The organism is Verrucomicrobiaceae bacterium, from assembly GCA_016713035.1.
GTDB lineage: Bacteria > Verrucomicrobiota > Verrucomicrobiia > Verrucomicrobiales > Verrucomicrobiaceae > Prosthecobacter.
Map to the genome: position 1 here is coordinate 932,278 of JADJPW010000001.1, position 19,455 is coordinate 951,732.

At 57.8% G+C, this 19,455-nt stretch carries 12 protein-coding genes and 4 pseudogenes; 10 read left to right on the top strand and 6 right to left on the bottom strand.

Translation table 11 applies throughout. The features are described 5' to 3' along the window. Nucleotides 1-86 precede the first annotated feature (86 nt). The 3 genes from IPK32_04040 to IPK32_04050 are packed head-to-tail and all read left to right on the top strand — an operon-like array spanning nucleotide 87 to nucleotide 4,234. On the top strand, nucleotides 87-2,330 hold the full coding sequence (locus IPK32_04040) for a serine/threonine protein kinase (protein MBK8091173.1): 2,244 nt from the start codon (nucleotides 87-89) through the stop codon (nucleotides 2,328-2,330). 34 nt (nucleotides 2,331-2,364) lie between these two features. After that, a complete protein-coding gene (locus IPK32_04045) occupies nucleotides 2,365-3,150 on the top strand; it encodes a hypothetical protein (protein MBK8091174.1) in 786 nt (261 codons plus the stop codon). A gap of 31 nt (nucleotides 3,151-3,181) precedes the next feature. Continuing rightward, nucleotides 3,182-4,234, top strand: coding sequence for a hypothetical protein (locus IPK32_04050; protein ID MBK8091175.1), 1,053 nt, complete (start codon nucleotides 3,182-3,184; stop codon nucleotides 4,232-4,234). A gap of 283 nt (nucleotides 4,235-4,517) precedes the next feature. On the opposite strand, the gene IPK32_04055 is transcribed toward IPK32_04050, so the two are convergent. After that, nucleotides 4,518-4,724, bottom strand: a complete 207-nt coding sequence (locus IPK32_04055; GenBank protein ID MBK8091176.1) for a hypothetical protein — start codon at nucleotides 4,722-4,724, stop codon at nucleotides 4,518-4,520. On the opposite strand from IPK32_04055, the gene IPK32_04060 reads away from it, so the two are divergent. The 7 genes and pseudogenes from IPK32_04060 (at nucleotide 4,713) to IPK32_04090 (ending at nucleotide 12,861) form a co-directional block, all read left to right on the top strand. Next, nucleotides 4,713-6,002, top strand: a complete 1,290-nt coding sequence (locus IPK32_04060; GenBank protein ID MBK8091177.1) for a hypothetical protein — start codon at nucleotides 4,713-4,715, stop codon at nucleotides 6,000-6,002. The genes IPK32_04055 and IPK32_04060 overlap by 12 nt on opposite strands. 14 nt (nucleotides 6,003-6,016) lie before the next feature. Next, nucleotides 6,017-7,690 carry a hypothetical protein gene (locus IPK32_04065; GenBank protein ID MBK8091178.1) on the top strand — a complete coding sequence of 558 codons (1,674 nt, stop codon included), beginning with the start codon at nucleotides 6,017-6,019 and terminating at the stop codon, nucleotides 7,688-7,690. Nucleotides 7,691-7,807: 117 nt separating this feature from the next. Beyond that, on the top strand, nucleotides 7,808-9,430 hold the full coding sequence (locus tag IPK32_04070) for a hypothetical protein (protein MBK8091179.1): 1,623 nt from the start codon (nucleotides 7,808-7,810) through the stop codon (nucleotides 9,428-9,430). A 4-nt stretch (nucleotides 9,431-9,434) separates the two neighbouring features. Continuing rightward, a pseudogene (locus IPK32_04075) lies at nucleotides 9,435-9,920 on the top strand (hypothetical protein). A 153-nt stretch (nucleotides 9,921-10,073) separates the two neighbouring features. Continuing rightward, nucleotides 10,074-10,238: pseudogene (locus IPK32_04080) on the top strand (autotransporter-associated beta strand repeat-containing protein). 186 nt (nucleotides 10,239-10,424) lie between these two features. After that, a pseudogene (locus IPK32_04085) lies at nucleotides 10,425-11,264 on the top strand (hypothetical protein). A gap of 529 nt (nucleotides 11,265-11,793) precedes the next feature. After that, a complete protein-coding gene (locus IPK32_04090; protein MBK8091180.1) occupies nucleotides 11,794-12,861 on the top strand; it encodes an autotransporter-associated beta strand repeat-containing protein in 1,068 nt (355 codons plus the stop codon). A 28-nt stretch (nucleotides 12,862-12,889) separates the two neighbouring features. Here IPK32_04090 and IPK32_04095 read toward each other — a convergent pair. The 5 genes and pseudogenes from IPK32_04095 to IPK32_04115 form a co-directional block, all read right to left on the bottom strand. After that, a pseudogene (locus IPK32_04095) lies at nucleotides 12,890-15,009 on the bottom strand (DUF1553 domain-containing protein). A gap of 111 nt (nucleotides 15,010-15,120) precedes the next feature. Next, complete coding sequence (locus IPK32_04100; GenBank protein ID MBK8091181.1) at nucleotides 15,121-15,810, bottom strand: response regulator transcription factor; 690 nt, start codon at nucleotides 15,808-15,810, stop codon at nucleotides 15,121-15,123. Further along, complete coding sequence (locus tag IPK32_04105) at nucleotides 15,807-16,268, bottom strand: FdtA/QdtA family cupin domain-containing protein (protein MBK8091182.1); 462 nt, start codon at nucleotides 16,266-16,268, stop codon at nucleotides 15,807-15,809. The genes IPK32_04100 and IPK32_04105 overlap by 4 nt, the downstream gene beginning before the upstream one ends. Next, nucleotides 16,265-17,251 carry a glycosyltransferase gene (locus IPK32_04110; protein ID MBK8091183.1) on the bottom strand — a complete coding sequence of 329 codons (987 nt, stop codon included), beginning with the start codon at nucleotides 17,249-17,251 and terminating at the stop codon, nucleotides 16,265-16,267. The genes IPK32_04105 and IPK32_04110 overlap by 4 nt, the downstream gene beginning before the upstream one ends. A 123-nt stretch (nucleotides 17,252-17,374) precedes the next feature. Beyond that, the gene (locus IPK32_04115; protein MBK8091184.1) at nucleotides 17,375-19,315 is read right to left on the bottom strand and encodes a tetratricopeptide repeat protein; all 1,941 of its coding nucleotides are present in this window, start codon (nucleotides 19,313-19,315) and stop codon (nucleotides 17,375-17,377) included. Between the last annotated feature and the right edge of the window lie 140 nt (nucleotides 19,316-19,455).

Below are 19,455 nucleotides of genomic sequence, written 5' to 3' on the forward strand. Positions count from 1 at the left end.
CCCTTGAGTCGCCCGTGTCCGTTGCGCTCGCGACCTGGGTGCCTCCGGACGTGGTCTCGTTGCAAGCGCTATTACCAGATTATGAAGTGCATAGCCTCATCGCACGCGGCGGCATGGGAGCGGTGTACCGCGCCTTCCAGCGGTCTCTAGGCAGGACTGTGGCGGTGAAGGTTCTGCCCGCACTGCTCCGGGAGGCGGATGCTGGTTATGCGGAGCGCTTTCAGCAGGAGGCGCGCACCATAGCCTGTCTCAGCCATCCCGGCATCATCGGCATCCATGAGGCGGGGGAGCTGCAGGATGGCTCGATGTACTTTGCCATGGAGCATTTGCAGGGCAGCGATCTGGGGAAAAAGCTGGCCGCTCAGGGGCGATTGGATGCAGGGACGGTGCTGCGCCTCGGTATCGAGATTTGCGAGGCGCTCCAGGCGGCTCATGAGCGGGGCATCATCCATCGAGATATCAAGCCAACAAACATCATGCTGTCGGAAGAGGGGCGCATCAAAATCGCCGACTTCGGGCTGGCCAGCACTCCCCAGTCCGGCGAGCTGGAGCTGACACGCACGAACTTCGTGATGGGCACGTCCTTCTTTGTGGCACCGGAGCTTCTGCTGGGCTGCGCTTCCAGTGTGCGCTCAGACTTGTACGCCCTCGGCGTCACCCTTTACCAGCTCCTCACCGGTCAGATTCCGCAGGGGGCTTTTTTGCCTCCATCACAGGCAGTGCCCGGCCTCGATAGACGCTGGGATGACATCATCCTACAGGCTCTACAGACTGATCCTGCACAGCGACAGGCTGATGCAGAGGGGCTACGGCAGCAACTCCAAGCACTGACCCTGCCTGCACCGCGAACACGCAGCCTCAGGTGGCTTTTCGCGGCAGGGCTGGCCTGCATAGGCTTCATCATCACTGCCGCCTGGTGGAGCCGTGAGCAGCCTGCACCGAGTCCCCAGGCACCTACCGGCACGGTGCCCAGGGTGACGAATCTGCTCAACTTCTTTGACCTGGAAAAAGGCACTCCCGAGGGAGGCTGGCGGCATAGCAAAAGCGGCTTCATGGTCGCTGAAAATCTCGGAAAACCGAGCATCCTGAGCACGCACTTCCCCGTCGTGGAGGAGTATGATTACGAGATCGAGTTCACCGCCCATCATGACACGCGGGAGACCTTTGTGAGCCAGGTCTTCGAGGTGAACGGCCATCCAGTGGAGTGGAGCCTGAATGTCTCCCCACTTTCACGCCACCCGTATCACAGCTTCCTCAGGCTGGACGGGAAAGAGACGCCGGACACGCCCGAGGTGCGCACGGCCCAGCCCGCACACCTGAATCGCGCCCAGCGCTACCGCTCGCTCGTGCAGGTGCGGCGTGAGGGATTGCGTGCTTTGCTGGATGGGCAGATCATCGTGGACTGGCGCGGGGATGCCCGCCGCTTCGCCCGTTCAAACCTGACCCAATGGCCTGCCGGGCACATCGGCTTCCTCGCCTGGAATGGCGGTGTCACCTTTCACAAAAAGATCCTCACCGAGCACCTGCGCCGGGATTCTGCCCAGCACTTCCCAGTGCTGAAAAAAACAGCGCCGGGAGAAATCTCTCCGGCCCAGCCTCCACCGCTCGTGGCGGCCAAAGAAGCCACCTCCACCACACCGAGCAGCAGCTTGCAGATCGACCTCCGGCTGGAGGACGACGCCCAGGCGGACATCACCCTCCTCTGGGCCTTCAACAGTCAAAACATCCCCATCGGCACCTACCGCCCAGGGCGGCATAGCATCGCTAGGCCAGAGCTGAAAGACGGCTTCAAACACCTCAAAATACGCAGCTCCGGCCACGCCATGCAAACCCTCTACATGAATGGGCATTCGATGCCGCAGCCGCAGCCCATCTGCCTCTACCGCAGCCGCTATGTCATCATGCGCGTCACTCATATCGGCAGTGGGCAGCGGCAGTTCGCCGAGCCTGGACTGCGCAGCACACGCGTGGCCCTCAGCCACTATGCCGCGCCGGAAAATCTCGGCAGCTTCGACTGGCAAATCGTGCAGGCAGGAGAAAACAGCTCCGTCAAAGGCCATGGCGGCCCCCATGTCTGGCTGCGCTTTCACCACCACACAGACGGCTACGGCATCGCCCCGGCACGAGCTGGAGAGAGCTACGAAACCATGATCGAGGCACCCGCCGAAGGCTACAGCACCCGAGCCATCCGGCCGAGTCCAGGCATGAAACTCTACTATCGAAACATCGGCAACGGCACCACCGACCACGGCTACGGAAAGCTTGAGATTGAAGCCATCACCGAGATACCACCCGCAGATGTCACCATCATCACACCGATCATACGGTAAAAAATGAAAAAAGTCTGGTTAGCGAATCAGGTGGATGCACCAAGAAAGCACCAATCGACATATCTCCCTCATGCCCAAGGACAAAGCCCCTGCCACTCAGCCTCCGAAGACCGACTTCCCCACCACTAGCTGGCAGCTCGTGCAAAACCTCGCCTCCTCAGATCCCGCCGCCGCCAGCGCCGCCTTTGGCAGTCTGGCTGAGCAGTACCGCTACCCCATCTACGCCTTCATTCGCTCCGAGCTGAAATGCAGTCACCAAGATGCCGAGGATCACCTCCAGGGCTTTTTCATCCACCTTCTCCGGCACAGTGATGACCTCTCCCGTGCTGATGCAGAGCTTGGCCGCCTCCGCTCCTACATGCTCGGCATCTTGAGGCACTACCTTTCCAGCCGCTGGCGAAAAGACACCGCCGCCAAGCGAGACGTGCGCCAGACTCACCTCTGGGACTCCCTGGACCCCGAAGAGCGCTACCGCCACGAAGCCGCTCAGTTCATCGAACCATGCCACCTCTTTGACCGCGAGTGGGCACGTTCCCTCATCGAGTCCGCCATCGAAAAAGCCCGCGCCGCCTGGGGACTCCGGCTTCCCAGTTTTGATGAACTGCTCCCCTACCTAAGCCTCGCCGATCCGCTGGAGGAAGACCAAGTCCAGCGCATCGCCACCCGCCACCGCAAGACGGTCGAAGCCGTGCGAATGAGCCTCTCACGCCTCCGCAAACACTGGCGGCAGGAACTACTGAGTCTCATCAAAGCCACCCTCGAATCCCCCACTGATAAAGCCGCCAAAACCGAACTCGAATATCTCCTTAGTAAAATTTGAAAATACCGTCAAACTACTACCCTATACGCCTATGAAGCCCTATCGCCGCCCTTCCTCGATTCTCGCGATCATCACTGCGAGCTTCCTTGTCCTAGACCACAGCGCCGCAGCAGAGCGCAGTTGGACGGATGTCACCGGCCGGAAAATCCAGGCCGAATACATCGCCTCAGACGCCACCAGCGTCACCCTTAGCATCGCTGGGAAACACCACCAACTCCCACTCACACGGCTCTCCGCCGCCGATCTGGCCTGGATCGTTGAGCAAAAAAGCAGCCCAGCACCCGCGCCCGCTGCTGCCGCCGTCTTTCCAGCCATGACTCAGCGCCAGATCTTTGAGTTTATCCACGAAGACCGTGCCGCGAGCAAGCCTCGTATGTCCGTCATGGCCGGAAAGGAGTTTCTGCGGGTTAGCGACCCCTCCAAGCTCCCCGCCGGGGACTTTTACATCCACAGCATCATGGAGACAGAGAAAAACACCACACCCTTCCCGTGGGCACTCCTCCAGCAGACGCCCAAGCTCGTGGATCTCGCCGTCAAATCCAGCGTACCCATCACCGCTGCTGATCTCGCCCGTCTCAGCGTCCTCACTCAGCCCTTCTCGCTGAACATCGAGTGTGACAGCACGCTCGACAGTGCCGCTGTCGCCGCCTTGCCGACGATGCCCACGCTCAAATTTCTCTTCATCTCCGCCAATCTCGTCGCCGAAAAAGACCTCCCCAGCTTCGCCAAGCACTTTCCGAAGCTGGAGCTATTCAGCGTGAAGAGCCGGGAAGCTACTTCGCCTATACTCATTACCGATCAGGCCCTAACCGACGCCCTGCCCACATGGCCAGACCTCCAAAAAATTTGGCTACAAGGCACCTCCTTCACCGCCGCCACCGCAAAGGCCCTCAAGGGCAGCCGCAAGCTCGAAGAACTCAGTCTCACCGCTACCGAAGCCACCACCCTGGCCGACCTCACTGCCCTAGCCGACCACCGCTCCCTGAAAACCCTCAAACTTCAAAAAATCCCCCAGATCATCGAAAAAGACGCCCAGACACTCAAGACAGCCCTCAAAAACTGCAAAGTGGACTATACGCCCTGAACCACCCAAGCACACGATCATCAGAATATGCACTCCTCTCCCGATCCCAGCCGTCCAAAAAAGATGAGGCAACAAGCAGTCAGAAAGGCCCCTCAACTTTTTGCCCTCCATCTTTTTGCCAGCCTTCTGATCTCAGCCTCGATCACCACGGCCCAGACCCCGCCCGCCTCACTGGCCACCCTCCAGCAGAGCTACGATAAAGCCGTCGCCGACAAAGCCACCGCACCCTACCTCGCCGCCGTCGCTGAGCCTGAATCAGAAATACAGCATCGCCCTCGACCGCCTAACCGCCAGCGCCACCCAGGCCGGAAACCTGGACGAAGCCCTCGCCCTGCGGGATGAAAAAAAGCTCCTCCTGCCCGATGGCACCCTGCCCGTCGATGCAGACACGACTCCCGCCACGCTCAAAGCCGCCCGCGCTACCTACCGCCAGCAGATCACCGCCCTCCAGGCCGCTCGCGATGCCGCCACCCAGCCCTTGAAGGAGCATTTCCGCACCTTGCTCCAAGGTTTGCTCACCCAGACCACCCAAGCCGGAAAGCTCGATGAAGCCCTCGCCATCCGCGAAAAGATCACCGCCCTTACCGCAGACACCAAAACCACCACCCCGGCGGAGACAGCCCCAGTAGCCAAACCCACAGCTCCGACTGGCAACAGCAAGCTCGCCACCGCCAAAAGCAACGGCAAGACCGACCCCGCCGCCGCCCAGCAAATCATCGCCTGGGCCTTGGCCAATGGCTCCACCGTCACCACCAGCCTCGGCATCGTCGGCCCCGAGGAAAAACTCAAAACCGCCCCTGCTGGTAAATACAGCGCCACCGAGATATCCATGGGACCGACTGCCGAAGGCTTCCCATGGTCTGCACTGGCAGGTTTGGGCCAATTGACTCGCCTAGGCCTGGGCACAGACAGGGCACTTACCGAAGCAGAGACGCAGCATTTCCGGCACTTGGGTGGACTTCGCGTGTTGAGCATCGGCTCTGTCACTGAAGCAGGTCTGCAAGCCATGCCTCTATTACCAAACCTCGTAGAACTGCAAGTGTCCCCAACTCAGGAAGATTTGCCTACATTCCATCTGCTACAGGAGCGCACGCAATCGGTCACCAAGCTGGTCATCTCCTACAAACGAATTGGCAAGGACGCTGAAGCCGTTTTTGCAGCGCTCTCCGGCTGGCTGGAGCTGAAGGAAGTTCATAGCTTTATAAGCATCAAAACCGCTTTAGCCCAGCATCTCGCCCGCCTGCCAAAGCTCACGAGGCTGTATCTTTTCACGGGATCTACGATTGAAGAAGGCTGCCTTTCGCTGATGCCGCAGCTCACGACTGTAAACTTTAACGCCAAGCAGTCACCGGGTGTCCTTCGAGAGGTTGCAAGCCTGCGGAATCTCGGATGGTTCAGCTTCGATATGGAAGGCCTCACCTTTGCTGACTTCCCTGATTTCAGCGGCTGCCCCAAGCTCCTCAAAATCGAAGTCGAAAACCCGCCAGGACTTTCCTCTGACATCATTGCCAAATGCTCTTTCCCCCAGGGCCTATACACCTTGAAACTCGTCAAAACAGAGATCGATGAAGCAGCCGTCGAAATGCTCCTCAAGTTCAAGCGCCTGGACATCCTTCAACTGGTCAATTGCCGCTTCTCAGCAGCCGCCATTGAAAAGTTACAGAACCTGAAACAGCCCAAGGAAATGGATCTCCGAGGCTCCAACCTTACCGACACCGACTTCAAAGCACTCCAAAAAGCGCTACCGAAGTGCAAGATCAACAAATGACACATGCCAACCTCATGATCCTAACTTTCCCCAATTTAAGCCGTCAAAAAGATGCCAGACAGGTTCTCCATCTTTTTGCCCTCCATCTTTTTGCCAGCCTTCTGGTCACCTCTGCATCTGCCCAAAGCCCAGCCACAACCCAGCGCCTCACTCTTCTCCGCACTGCCTACGAGGCCGCCTACCAAACAGAAGTCGCTGCTGGTCACACCGCCGCCCTGACCGATCTGAACGCCAAATACAGCGCCGCCCTCGACCGCGCTCTAGCCGCCGCCACCCAAGCAGGCCAGCTCGACACCGCCCTGGCCCTCCGCGATGAAAAAAAGCGCCTCGCCGCTGCTGCCCCACTGCCCGCCGACGACTTCGCCGCGCCTGAAACCCTCAAAACCCTCCGCCTCACCTACCGCAGCGCATTGGCGAGCTTGGAAATCCGCCGCGATCAAACTGCCGCCCCTGTCAAAGCCAAGTATGACGCCGCCCTCGAAGCCCTGCAAACCGAGCTTACCAAAGCCGCAGATCTCGACGGAGCCATGGCCGTGAAGCAGTTGCGTGAACAAGTGAAGACTGCTTTAGCAGCCACCACTCCCGCTGCTCCAGCAAAGTTACCTCAAGCCCCTCCGTCTACTTCAGGTATCACCGCCGGACCTGCGCGCACAGATCCCGAGGCCGCACAGAAGATGATGGCCTGGGTGCTGGCGAATGGAGCAACCTCACTCACCTCCGTTGGGCGCGTCGGCATGAACGAAAAGATCAAGGAAGTACCCAAAGGCCGCTTCTCCATCAAGACTCTAAACATCAACGACACTGTCAGCCCCTTCCCGTGGGAACTTTTGCGGCAGTTAGGGGAAATCACCTCTCTCAATATCAATTACAAAACACCCATCACGAATGACCAACTTCAGCACCTCGCCAGCCTGCCTAGTTTGGAGGAACTGATCGTCAAAGCTCCCCTGACCGTCTCAGCGCTCGAAAGCCTGACAGCGCGTGATCAGATGATGAATCTTCATATTCATCAGATCGGCGATGAAGACCTCAATCCATCCGGGCCGAGTCTTGCCAAAAAGTTCCCAAACCTCGAAAACCTAGGCTGGTGTCCAAAAGAAGATCAGGACAACCTCGCCGCCTGCCAAGCCGTCCAGGCATGGCCCAAACTCCATGGACTCACCACGCGGGGTGATCTTTCTGCCGAGTGTGTCGATGCCCTCAGCGCACTCAAGGAACTCAGTTCACTGACGCTTCTCGGAGCTGGCACACTCGACCCCACTCATTTGTCAAAGCTCAAGAACTTGGACCATCTACAGGCTTCTTTCGGCAAGCATCTTCCCGGACTGGTCTCCGCAGCAGCCAAGCTACCCAGGCTCAGAACCTTCCGCTGTCCTTTGGCGGGTAGCAGTCCCGCAGACCTCACAGACCTCACCAAGTTCCCGAGCTTGGATCATCTCACGCTCAAGCTCGCAGGCAGTTCAGTGCCATCTGATGATTTTATACCCACCGTGACAACCTTAAAGAATCTCACCGAACTCGACCTCCTCCAAAGCGACCTTACCGATGCCGGACTGGCTCAGCTTCATGGCATGAAGAAGCTTGGAAAACTCGTGCTACCTGCCAGCCGCGTCACGGAAGCCGGGATCGCCGCCTTCAAAAAAGCTCTCCCCAAATGCCAGCTCGGCCGAGACAACCCAAATTTCTGATACTACTCAATTCACACCGCAGAGATCGAAACGCCGCAGAGTCCAAGCCTAACCTTTCTAAGCTCTGCGGCGTTCAAAGCTCTCCGGTGTAATAATTGCTCACCTGCCCTTTCTCTGATGAACCCAATCCCCAATCCATCTCGGCAAAAAAACGCGAGGCAATATTATCTGAGCTTCTCATTTTTTGCCGCCCATCTTTTTGTCGGCCTTCTGGTCACTTCCGCCATTGCCCAAAGCCCAGCTACCCAGCAGCACCTCACCTTTCTCCGCACTGCCTACGAAGCCGCCTACCAAACTGAAGTCGCTGCTGGTCACGCCACCGCCCTGACCGATCTGAACGCCAAATACAGCGCCGCCCTCGACCGCGCCCTAGCCTCCGCCACCCAGGCAGGCCAGCTCGATACCGCCCTGGCCCTCCGCGACGAAAAAAAGCGCCTCGCAGCTGCTGCCCCACTGCCCGCCGACGACTTCGCCGCGCCTGAAACCCTCAAGACCCTCCGGCTCACTTATCGCAGCGCCTTGTCGAACCTCGAACTCCGCCGCGACCAAACCGCCGCACCGGTCAAAGCCAAGTATGACGCCGCGCTTGAAGCCCTCCAAACCGAGCTAACGAAAGCCGCCGACCTCGACGGAGCCGTGGCCGTGAAAACTCTGCGAGAAGGTTTGAAGACCGAAGCTGCGCCTAAGGCTGCAGCGGTCGTCGTGGAGAAGGCCAAGCCTGCCGCGCCTCCTGCGCCAACACCTGCTGCTACAGCTAAAGATGATATCACGGCAGCGCGTCAGTTGGCTGAATGGGTCTTTGCCGCTGAACGCACTGTCGCCATCATCAAAAAAGGTGCCAAGGAGCCACTCGAGATCAAGAGTGCCGCTGAGTTACCCCCGGAAGATTGGTCATTGCACGCAGTAAATCAGAGCGGCCATAGCCCCAATGCACCAGAATTCTTCCCCTGGGAGCTGCTGTCGCAAGTGCCCACAGTACAAGTGCTCATGTTGAATCAAAAGGTACCTCTCGGTGCCTCAGCCGCCCAGGCCATCAATACCCTGCCAGACTTGAAGCATCTCGACTATGGCAATTGTGTTTACACGCTGCCTATGATCGAGGCGCTGCGTCCGAATGATAAGATGATTTACCTCCGCTTTGGCAGGCTGGAGGGTGCCCCTCAAGCCATGCTCGGAATGATCGCAGATCGCTTTCCGCAGCTAGTCTCTCTGGAACTGAACTCACCGATCACGGCAGAAGCCTTCCCGAAAAAAAGCAACCTCTGGCCAGCGCTTACAAAGCTGACGCTCGTTGGCTCACTCACCACTGAGATCACCGCACAGGTGGCTAAGCTGCCGAAGCTAAGCGCATTCAATTCCATTGAATGGCGTGATACAGCACCTGATTCCGAGGCTTTAACAAAACTGCAAAATCTCCAAAAGATCGGCCTGCGGCGCTGCAAAGCTCCGGAACTCCTCATCTCTGCCCTCAAAGCACTACCAGAGCTTACCAGCCTAGAGCTGTCACCCGCCTCCATGGACGTGATATCGACCACATCTTTGGAGATGATCGCCGATCTGCCACATCTGACCGAAGTTTCCCTCGATGGCAGCACCAGCAAATTACTAGGTCAGGATCATTTGGAACCGCTAACCAAGCTCAAGAACGTGAAAAAACTCAAGCTGCAAAACCATCACATCAGCCCCGAAGGAATCGCCCGCCTGAAAAAAGCCCTACCGAAATGCATCATCACCCACTGAAACCATGAAGACCTCCATTTATCTCTTCTGCGCGTGTCTTCTGGTGGGCCATGCCCATGCCCAAAGCCTCTGGAATGGTGCGGGTGGCGATGACAACTGGACCACGGGTGCGAACTGGGGCGGCACAGCTCCAGTGGCGAATGCGAACCTCCAATTCGGCGGCAGCACACGACTGGGACCAGTGAACAACTTCGCGGCAGGCACGAACTTCAACAGCCTGACTTTCAACAGTGGGGCGGATGCTTTCACGCTGAGTGGAAACCGCCTTTTGCTCAGTGGGGATGTGGTGAATAGCAGCAGCGTCCTGCAAACGATCGATATGGAAATGACGATGACCTGGAACCGCACGCTGAATGGCGGCAGCGGCGGGCTGCTGGTGAGCAAAGCCATCGGGCAGACGGCAAACTATGGGCTGACCACGATTGGCAATGTGACCCTCAGCGGAGCGAACACCTACACGGGTGCCACAACCGTCGGCACGGGCACACTCTTCCTGACTGGCGCTGCCACTCTGCCAGATGCGGGTGCGCTGAACCTGAACGCCACCGGCTCCACCCTCGACATCTCCGGCATCTCGGCAGCGGGTGAGACGGTGGGATCGCTAGCTGGGTGGACAGGAACAGCCATTCTGCTCGGCGGGAAGATGCTCACTGCCACTGGCGGGGACAGGTTCACAGGCACTTACTCCGGCACGATGAGCGGCACAGGTGGTGGCTTTACCAAAATCGGTGCAGACACGCTAAACTTGAGCGGAGCCAGCTTTTCCCACACAGGCACGACCGCCGTGAATCAAGGCAGCATTCGCCTGCGCAATGCCAGCATCTCGGGGGGAACGATCACGGTGGCCTCAGGAGCGCGGCTTTATGTGTCTGGGAATGAAGGCGGATTCATCGGCGGCACGGTGACGGTGGCCTCTGGTGGTCAGTTGGATGTCTCTGGTCAATACGGCGGCATCTATCTCGCCTCAGGCACAGCCATCACCAACAACGGCAGCATGGGCATCTCCGCCGGTGGGTTTGTTTACACGCGCCTGCACCTCTATGGCAATGCCAGCCTCGGCGGCACGGGCACGATGACGCTGAATGACAGTGGCTATAACATCTTCTCAGGCGAAGCGGGAACAGAAGTATTTACTCATGGCGCAGGCCATACAATTCAGGGCAGCGGGCGCATCGGCGTTGACACGCTGAGCCTAATCAATCACGGCACGATCATCTCCAACAGCCTCAGCAATCTGAGGATTGACCCGAATAGCAATGGCTTCACCAACAGTGCTACCGGCATCGTCCGCGCTGTCAGTGGATCAACGCTGACCTTTGAAAACGGCAGCTTTACCAACAGCGGCCTCATCGACTCCGCTGGCACCACGGAATTCAAAACAGCCTCCGTCGCGAACACGGGCGGCACCATCCGGTCCACAGCAGGTTCTCTGCTCGTCACCAGCAGCACCATCTCGGGTGGCAGTATGGAGCTTTCTGGCGCAGCGGGGCTCACTCTCTCCAGCGGCACCCTGTCTGATGGCACAGTGAATCACGGAGGAACCGGCACGCTGACATCTACCGGTAGCTTCACGAACACAATCAGTAGTCCGCTATCACTCACAGCAAGTAACAGCATCACGGCGCTGCGGACTCTCAACGTCACAGGTGGCATCGTCAAAGACGCCGTCACCACCACCTTCACAGGCACAGCAGCCATCACCGTCAGCGGCACGGGCATCAGTGGCGCAGCGATGAACTCGCACCTCGTCACCAGCGCCAGTTCACTCACTCTTTCCGCTGCGAACACCTACGGCGGCAGCACCACGATCAGCGGCGGCACACTCACCGTCACCGGGGCGGGTACGCTGCCTGATAGCACAGCAGTCTCACTCACCGCCTCGGGCGCTGCTTTGAATCTCTCAGGCATCACGGCAGGTAGCGAAACCATCGGGTCGCTAGCCGGAGCAGCGGGCACCAGCGTCGTGCTAGGCGGGAAAAATCTCACCATAGGTGGCGATGGCAGCACCACGGCCTTTGCAGGCGTGCTCAGCGGCAGCGGGGCAAGTGTCACGAAGCTCGGCGAGGGCGCACTGACCCTTAGCGGCAATAATACCTACACCGGAGTCACGCTCATCACTGCTGGCATTCTCGAAGTCACGGCAAACAGCGCCCTCGGCACTACCGCAGCAGGTACGACCGTTCAAAGCGGTGCTGCCTTTAAACTCAACAACACCGCCTACACCAGCGCCGAGGCTTTGGCACTCAATGGCAGCGGCATCAGCGGTGGCGGTGCCTTCGTCAACAGTGGCACCAGCTATCACCGCAGCCACCGATGCCATGATCCATGCGGGTGGCGGCGCTTTGACCCTCACCGGAGGCTTGGTGAAAAACGGCACCACGCTCACACTCACCGGCGGCGGCAGCATCACCATCAGTGGCACCGGCATCAGCGGCGCGAGTGCAAACTCCGACCTCGTCGTCGCGGGCACCACGGTGAACCTCAATGCCGCAAACACCTACAACGGCCCCACTTTCATCCGTGATGGTGGCGTGCTGAATGCCAGCGTCTCCTCTGCCCTGCCCACCACTCCTCGCTCCGCGATGATCCTGGATGATGTGGGCACTGGCAGTTCCACTTTAGCGCTCACCGCCAGCAATAGCGCCGCCTCACTGAGCGGTGCCGCCAGCTCCACCATCATCCTGGCTACTGGCAGCACGCTCACCACTGGCAGCAGTAGCGGCAGCAGCACCTTTGCTGGCACACTTTCTGGTGCTGGAACGCTGGTCAAAGACGGCAGCAGCACGCAAATCCTCACCGCAGCCAGCTCCTACAGCGGCGGCACCAGCGTGACGGGGGGCACCCTGCTCGTGGGCAACAGCAGCGGTTCGGCCACCGGCACTGGCAATCTCACCATCGCGGTCGGAGCCACCCTTGCTGGCACCGGTAGCATCGCCCCAGATGCCGGGAACTACATTTACCTCAACGGAGCCCTCGTCGTCGGCGATCCCACACTCAGCAGCCCCGTCGCCTCCGCCCTCACGCTATCCACCTCTGGCAGTGGCAGCACGATTTTGGGCGCATCCAGCACCCTCAGTCTCGATCTCTTCGCAAGTGGTGGTGATCTCACCGCCAATGCCGCTGCTGCGGATCGTATTCGGATCTTTGGCGAGCTTGACCCCACTCTGGGCGGAACCGTTCTACTCGGAAACCCCAATCTCCTCACCTTTAATTATGGCGACCGGTGGACACTATTCCAGGTTACCGGCCCCGGCACCATCCTCGCCGACCTCAGCTTCAACGATACCGCACTTGGCCTCAGTCCTTTCCAATTCATCTTATTTGATCGGGACACAGGTATCCTCTCCATCGTGCCAGAACCCAGTCGTATGCTAATGTTGCTTTTAGGCCTCTTACTCCTGCAACTCCGCCGTCAGCGGAGGCCATTTTGAGCGAACAGACGGGCTCTGTTGAGCGCGATCAATGATTAAACAAAAACTCCTTCGTATTCAGCAGTGCCCAGAGGACGTCTTCGAAGGCTTCTTTTTTGGCTTTGAAGGCTTCATCGCCCGTTTTGCCGGCGGTTTTCTTTTCCAGATGAGCGCGGGCGAATTTCACTTCGTTGGCGTTCGGGTCGCGACTGAGGGCGATGTGGTAGAGGTCGGTGATTTTGTCGTCATCGGGGCGAGAATCTTTGGTCAGCGTGTCTGCGCGGCCATTGCCACGGGCGAGCCTGGGTCTGGATGTCGGCGGCGTTGAGTAGATGCAGGCTTTGAGCGAGGCTGGCTTCCTGCGTTCGCTCGCATTCGCAGGCGCTGGAGGAGTCGGGGCGTCCGAAGACGCTTAGGAAGTAGGTGCTTTGGTTGTAGCTGTTGTCCGGCAGGGCCACGGCGCGGGTGCCGGGAGCCTGGCCGGCGAAGTTGCTCTCCACATCGAGCAGCGTGTTCACGGCGTCGTAGAGCACCTCAGCATTGAGGCGTTTCGGGTAGTAGCGGCTGAAATTTTGGCGATCCTTGGCATTGTGTGCGTTTGGCACGGCGCTGAGCTGGTAAGTGGTGCTCGTGGTGATGGTGCGGATGAGTTTCTTCATGTCATAGCCGCTTTTCATGAAGTCAGCGGCCAGGGCGCTGAGCGAGCTCGGGATTCACGGGCGGGTTCGTCTCACGCATGTCGTCCTCTGGCTCGACGAGGCCGCGATTGAAGAAGTGCTTCCAGTAACGATTCACCAGGGTGTGGGCGAAGAAGGGATTGTCCTTCGCACTCATCCATTCGGCGAGGGCGTGACGCGGATCTTGCTCTGGCTTGATGCCGGTGAAGGGGCCGGGCTTGCGAGCCACATTGGCAAAGAAAGCAGCAAAGCCATAGTAGTCCTGCTGGCTCCATTTCTCGAAGGGATGGTGGTGGCACTGCGCACACTGCATGCGGGTGCCGAGGAAGAGCTGCGCGACATCCTCCATCTGCTGCTTCTGCTCCTTTACCTGACGATACCAAGCGACAGGAGGACTGTGGTCAATGTCGCCAGCGGCAGCGACGACCTCGCGCACGAATTTGTCATAAGGTTTGTTGTCCGCGATGCTGTCACGAATCCACTGCCAGAAAAGATAAGTGCCGCGAGCATAGACAGGCTGCGTACGCTGATTGCGCAACAGTGCGGACCATTTGTTGGCAAAGAACTCCGCGTAATCGGGACTGTCGAGCAGGCGATCGACGAGAGCGGTGCGCTTATCAGCGGCCTTGGAGGCCATGAAGTCCTTCATCTCACTTGCTGTCGGCAACCGACCCGTGAGATCGAGCGTGAGACGGCGGATGAAGGTGCCTTCATCCGCGATTTCGGAGGGAGGGATGCCGATCGTCTTCAGTTTCGCGAAAACGAGATCGTCCACGAAATTGCTCACAGGCGGCAAAGTAGCCACCGGAGCTCCGAGCGGCACGGTGGCGCGGAACGTGCTCACTTTCCCCTGATAGCGCACCATCACGGCAACATCACCGGGGAGGTCAAAGAGTGTGACGCGGCCCGTTTCGCTGGTTTCGGCCATGGATTTCTCATTGGCCTCATAGAGAGCACGCTTCGTCACATCGCGGGTGGAGCCATCGGTGTAATGCGCGGTGACTTTGAGCTGTTGGGCACCTTTGAGCGGCATGGTGAGCTTGGAAGGCTCCACACTGATGCTGGCCATCTTCGGATCACTGTCTTTGCCATAGGGCATGCCTTCGCGAATCCAGCGCACGAGATCGGCATAGTCTTCGGAGTTGGGATCGAGCTTTTTGCCGCCGCCATGTGGGAGCTGAGCGGTGCCTTTGGTCAAAAGAAGGCTCTGCTGGGGTGAAGCAGGGAAGATGCGGCGTCCGCGGGCCTCCTTGACGATGTGCTCATAGTCCTCCTGCGGCTCAAAACCGAGCAGTGAGAGCTTAAAGCCATTCTGCCCCCCCGCCTTGCCATGACAGCCGCCACTATTGCATCCGCCCTTGGTGAGAATGGGGGCGATGTCATTGGCAAAATTCAGTGGTCGAGGTGCATCCGCCGCGAAAGCAGGCGCGGCAGCGAGGAATAGGAGAGGGCGGAGATTCATGCGCGTGAACCTACGGCCCTGATGCCGCATTTTTGTCGCGGGATGTTGTACTTCACCGATTGGGGCTGTGCGCTGCCCTGTAGATGCATGGGGCAGAAACCGCCGGCTTGCGCTTGGATTGCCCCGTCAGATGGCTCTTGATCATGCGCCGTGATCGCGCACCCACTGACCCGCACGCAGGTAGAGCTCTGCGGCGCTGCGAAGACCCAGCTTATCCTTGATGCGGGCACGATAGGTTTCGACCGTAGAGTCCCCTAGATTGAGCATCTGGGCGATATCGCGCGTGCTTTTCCCGCGTCCGAGCATGTGAAAAACCTCCAATTCGCGATCTGCAAGTGTTTCGAGTCCAGCGAACTCGGCACCAGCACGCTTTTGTGTGATGCGCTCGAGCATGCGGGATGTCACGCGTTTGCTCGCATAGACCTCCCCTTTGAGGACGCACTCGATAGCTTGGACGACTTCAGAAGACGCTTCGTTTTTCGTGATGTAGCCACGGGCACCGCTGCGCAGGGCACGTTCTGCGTAAAGGTCTTCATCGTGCATGGAGAGGACGAGCACATTCACATCTAGGCCGAGAGCCTTGATGTCTTTGAGCAATTCCAGACCACTGGAGCCACCGCGCAGGGTAATGTCCACGATAGCGATCTGTGGCCGATGCTCTTCGATGAGACGCATCGCATCGCGAATGTTATCCGCCTCCCCGCAGATGATCACATCCAGCTCTCGTGTGATGAGCTGAGCGAGGTGCTCACGGAACATGGGATGATCCTCGACCAGGAGTACTTTGCAGCCGCGGGCTGAGTTTGTGACGGATTGGGTAGGTGTAGTCATAGCTGTGATGGTGTGTTTGTTGATTCGTTATGTAGATGAATAAAATGCTCGTAATCACGAATGTAGTCGTCGGAATCATAATCATGGGAGGCAAAGACCATCTGCACAGTGCCAGGCGCATGCTGATAAATTTTTACCCACACCATCGGCGGGACCAATAGGCCCGCACCGGGGCTCTCCAACCGCAGCTCTGCTTTTCTGCTACCATCATCGAGCTCGACTAAGCAGCTACCCGAGGCGCAAAAGATGAATTGGCTACAAATTCGATGCGCATGGTCTCCACGCACGCTTCCAGGCGGCGGTGAACTCACCCAGAAACAACGACGCGGCACAAATGGCAAAGCGTGTGCCAGATCAGCAACACAGAGATCGCCGCGCCCGAGATCGGGCACTTGCAACAACTTCACCAAATGAGCGCCGGGCACCGAAGTAGAAAGATAGTGGTCCGAGGGGGTCATGCGTCAGGCCCTCCAGGACGAGTAAAAACCTCACGCACGAGTGATTGTGGCCTGCCCGAGACCGTGAGGTAGGCGCGGCCCAGATATTCACCGAAAACTCCGAGCAAAAGCAACTGGGTGCCACTGAAGGCGGCTAACACACCCATCAGAGAGGCCCAGCCAGGCTGCCTAGTGCCACCTGAAACCACCTCATAAACTACAGCAGTCAGCAAAAGGGCTCCGAAGACACAAAAGGCCACCCCCAGCACCCCAGCGACTCGCAGTGGCATGATGCTGTGATCAAAAAACAAGCTCAAAGCCAAGCGCATGAGCCTACGCGGTGTGTAGCCGCTACGCCCCTCTAATCGCGGAGCATGATCGACAACCAGTGTGGTAATGCGGTCAGTGGCACCGAGAATAAGACCATCAAGGTGAGGAAATGGAGCCGAATGAGAAACGATACGATCCAGAAGCTCACGCCGCACCGCACGGAAACTAGAGAGGTACAATCCAGAAGGCTTTCCCAACAAAAATGTGGCACACCTGTTCGCAAGGCGACTGCCGATGTTTCGCCAAAGCGCGTGCTTTTTCTCCGCATAGATCGAGTAAACGACCTCTGCACCGGTCCGGCGTAAATGCTCAAGAAGTCGCCGCGCCTCACTGACTGGATTTTGTAGATCATCATCAAGATTGACGACAAAGCGCCCTCTAGAACGCCGCCAGCCCTCCAGAACCGCCGCATGCTCACCGTAGTTTCTCGCAAAGCCAACGAGCGTCACTGTGGCGGGAAAATTCTCCAACATCCCGCGCGCGGCCACTAGTGTCTCGTCTGTGCTACCATCATCGACGAGCACCAACTCCCAGCTTTCTCGAAGTGTCATTGCCTCTGCTCGAAAGGCACCCAAAAGAGGACGCAGCATCTCACCCGTGTTGTGCAAAGGCACCACAAAACTGAAATCAGGCATGGAAGTCAGCTCGTTTTGTAACGGTCGAGTGACGGGCATGATCATGTGGTGTATGAAATTGAATATTCCAAGTCACAAGTAGAGCACCCAGATGAGTTCCACGCACCCGACTGCACGGGTCATGCCAAACGCTACTCTGTTGTCATGAAAGGAGATTCTGAATCATAGATTCATCGCTTGCAGCAAACGAGTCACCTCAGGATCACCTGGGAGCAACGTTTGGGCATGCCGAAGATGCTCTGCGGCTCGATCTCGGTGCTGATAATGGTGGTAAACGACGCCTAAAAGGCGGTGACTCAGGAAGTGATCTGGCCGCTGTGAGACGATCATTTTCAGAATGGTAACAGCCTCATCCAATTTACCCATCCCTGCCAGAGCTGCCGCTTGATTGTAGTGTATCGTGGCCTCTCTCCTGAGTTCCTCCTTTTCGAGCATGTGCTGAGTGGTCTCAACACAGTCATCCCACCGCTCCATTTTGAGCAGGATGCTTGTTAGGTTCACCCTCGCAGCTACAAAGCGCGGCTCGAGCTCTACTGCCTGGCGAAAGCTCCTCTCTGACTCTGCCAACAGTCCGGCCTCTGCCTGTGCGACCCCAAGATTCGACCATGATTCAGAACGCTCAGGCCCCACCAACACCGCATTCGTCCATAAGCTGATATTGGTGCGCCACACCTCATTTCGCATGCAAGTCGCGATGGAGAGCCCCAGGACCGCTGCGGCGACGCCTACCGTCACCATCCATTGCCGCCTAAGACCCCTCAAACAGACTGCGTCTCGCAGACGATCCAACACACACGCAATAAGTATGAAAATGCCGATTGAGGGCAAGTAGGTGCGATGCTCTGAGATGAGATCTGGCAGTGGCACAGGCCCTGAGGAGATCATTATTATAGCGAAAAACCAGCACAATGATGCCCACGCAAGTAAAGCACGGTGATCAGCTTTACTGCTCACACGTAGCCCCCACCACCTCCACCATGCTATCGCAGTGACGAGTACACCTAGCAAAAGCCCAGAGCGCAGCACGGGCCATTGCCACATAGATTCATACGATGGCCAATAGGGCAGCACATTTTGGCCCGTTGGCCAAAGTAGCAGCCGTAGATACTCCACTACCACGGTCAATTGCGTGAGGGGATACTCCATTCGTCCCCATGGCATATCTGTGCGATTCAGCACATTGAGTGCTCGCCAGGGACTCCAGTCATGCTCATGAAGAGCAGCAGAGCTCGCCATAACGAGGAGTGGAACGAGTGGCAGGCACAGCAAGAGTGGCAACCCACGCCAAAGAGCTCTACGAAGTGGCGAACCGATCACCAACCAGTCCAGCATCACCGCTATGACCGGCACCATCACAGCATCCTCCTTTGTAAGCATGCTCGCTATGGCACAAAGCACTGAAGCAAACCTCCACCACACACGGCGAGTTGCGCTCCCCTCTCCTTCCCTTGTGAGTGAGATCACATGCAATAGCACGGCCAACAGGAAAAAGGTAGCCCCCATCGATGTGAATCGCTGGATGATATACGTCACGGACTCCGTTGCCAGTGGGTGAACGGTGAAAAGCAGCGCTGATACACTCGCGATGAAGAACGGTGATGCCCCCTGCGGCCATCGATTGCGTTGCGCCATGGCTTTCGCCAACTGCATCACCAGTTGGAATAAAAAACAGCCATTGAGGGCATGAAAGAGTATGTTCAGCACCCGGAATCCCCAAGGATCGAAACCACCAGCCAATATAAAATTCAAATACAGCGTCGCATAAGCTAAGGGGCGTAAGGCAATGTTTAGAGATAGATCAGGATCGAGTCCCTGGGACTTTGCCATTAAGACGAATGCGTTAAAATCTGTGAAAAACGGCATCGTCCCAAATTCCTTGAAAAACGGGTTCTCCCGCATGTAAAAATAATCATCGAAGACGAGTGGGAAATGCGCTGTCCAGCCATACAGAGCCGCACATAAAGTCACGATAACTGCTGCCATTCCCCATTCATGCGATTTGGAAACGCTTTGGCACGGCACACTCACCGCTACCACATTTACTTCGGGTAGCTCCAGGTTTCCTCGCTTCACAGAGGCACGGTTGCGCGATTTTTTGGCCATAATCGAGCTGAGAATGCCATGAACGACCTCCCATCTGCAAAAGACTGCCGCAGCCCGTCTGGGCACCACTCGCGTGGCAATTCAAAACACGACAGTGTAGCAAAATGCATTTCATTATTGACCAGCTTTTGCCTACAGCT

Coding starts and splice junctions, on each gene's coding strand:
- IPK32_04045 (MBK8091174.1), top strand. CDS start 2,365: ATGCACCAAGAAAGCACCAATCGACATATCTCCCTCATGCCCAAGGAC.
- IPK32_04050 (MBK8091175.1), top strand. CDS start 3,182: ATGAAGCCCTATCGCCGCCCTTCCTCGATTCTCGCGATCATCACTGCG.
- IPK32_04055 (MBK8091176.1), bottom strand. CDS start 4,724: ATGCTCCTTCAAGGGCTGGGTGGCGGCATCGCGAGCGGCCTGGAGGGC.
- IPK32_04065 (MBK8091178.1), top strand. CDS start 6,017: ATGATCCTAACTTTCCCCAATTTAAGCCGTCAAAAAGATGCCAGACAG.
- IPK32_04070 (MBK8091179.1), top strand. CDS start 7,808: ATGAACCCAATCCCCAATCCATCTCGGCAAAAAAACGCGAGGCAATAT.
- IPK32_04100 (MBK8091181.1), bottom strand. CDS start 15,810: ATGACTACACCTACCCAATCCGTCACAAACTCAGCCCGCGGCTGCAAA.
- IPK32_04105 (MBK8091182.1), bottom strand. CDS start 16,268: ATGACCCCCTCGGACCACTATCTTTCTACTTCGGTGCCCGGCGCTCAT.
- IPK32_04110 (MBK8091183.1), bottom strand. CDS start 17,251: ATGCCCGTCACTCGACCGTTACAAAACGAGCTGACTTCCATGCCTGAT.
- IPK32_04115 (MBK8091184.1), bottom strand. CDS start 19,315: ATGGCCAAAAAATCGCGCAACCGTGCCTCTGTGAAGCGAGGAAACCTG.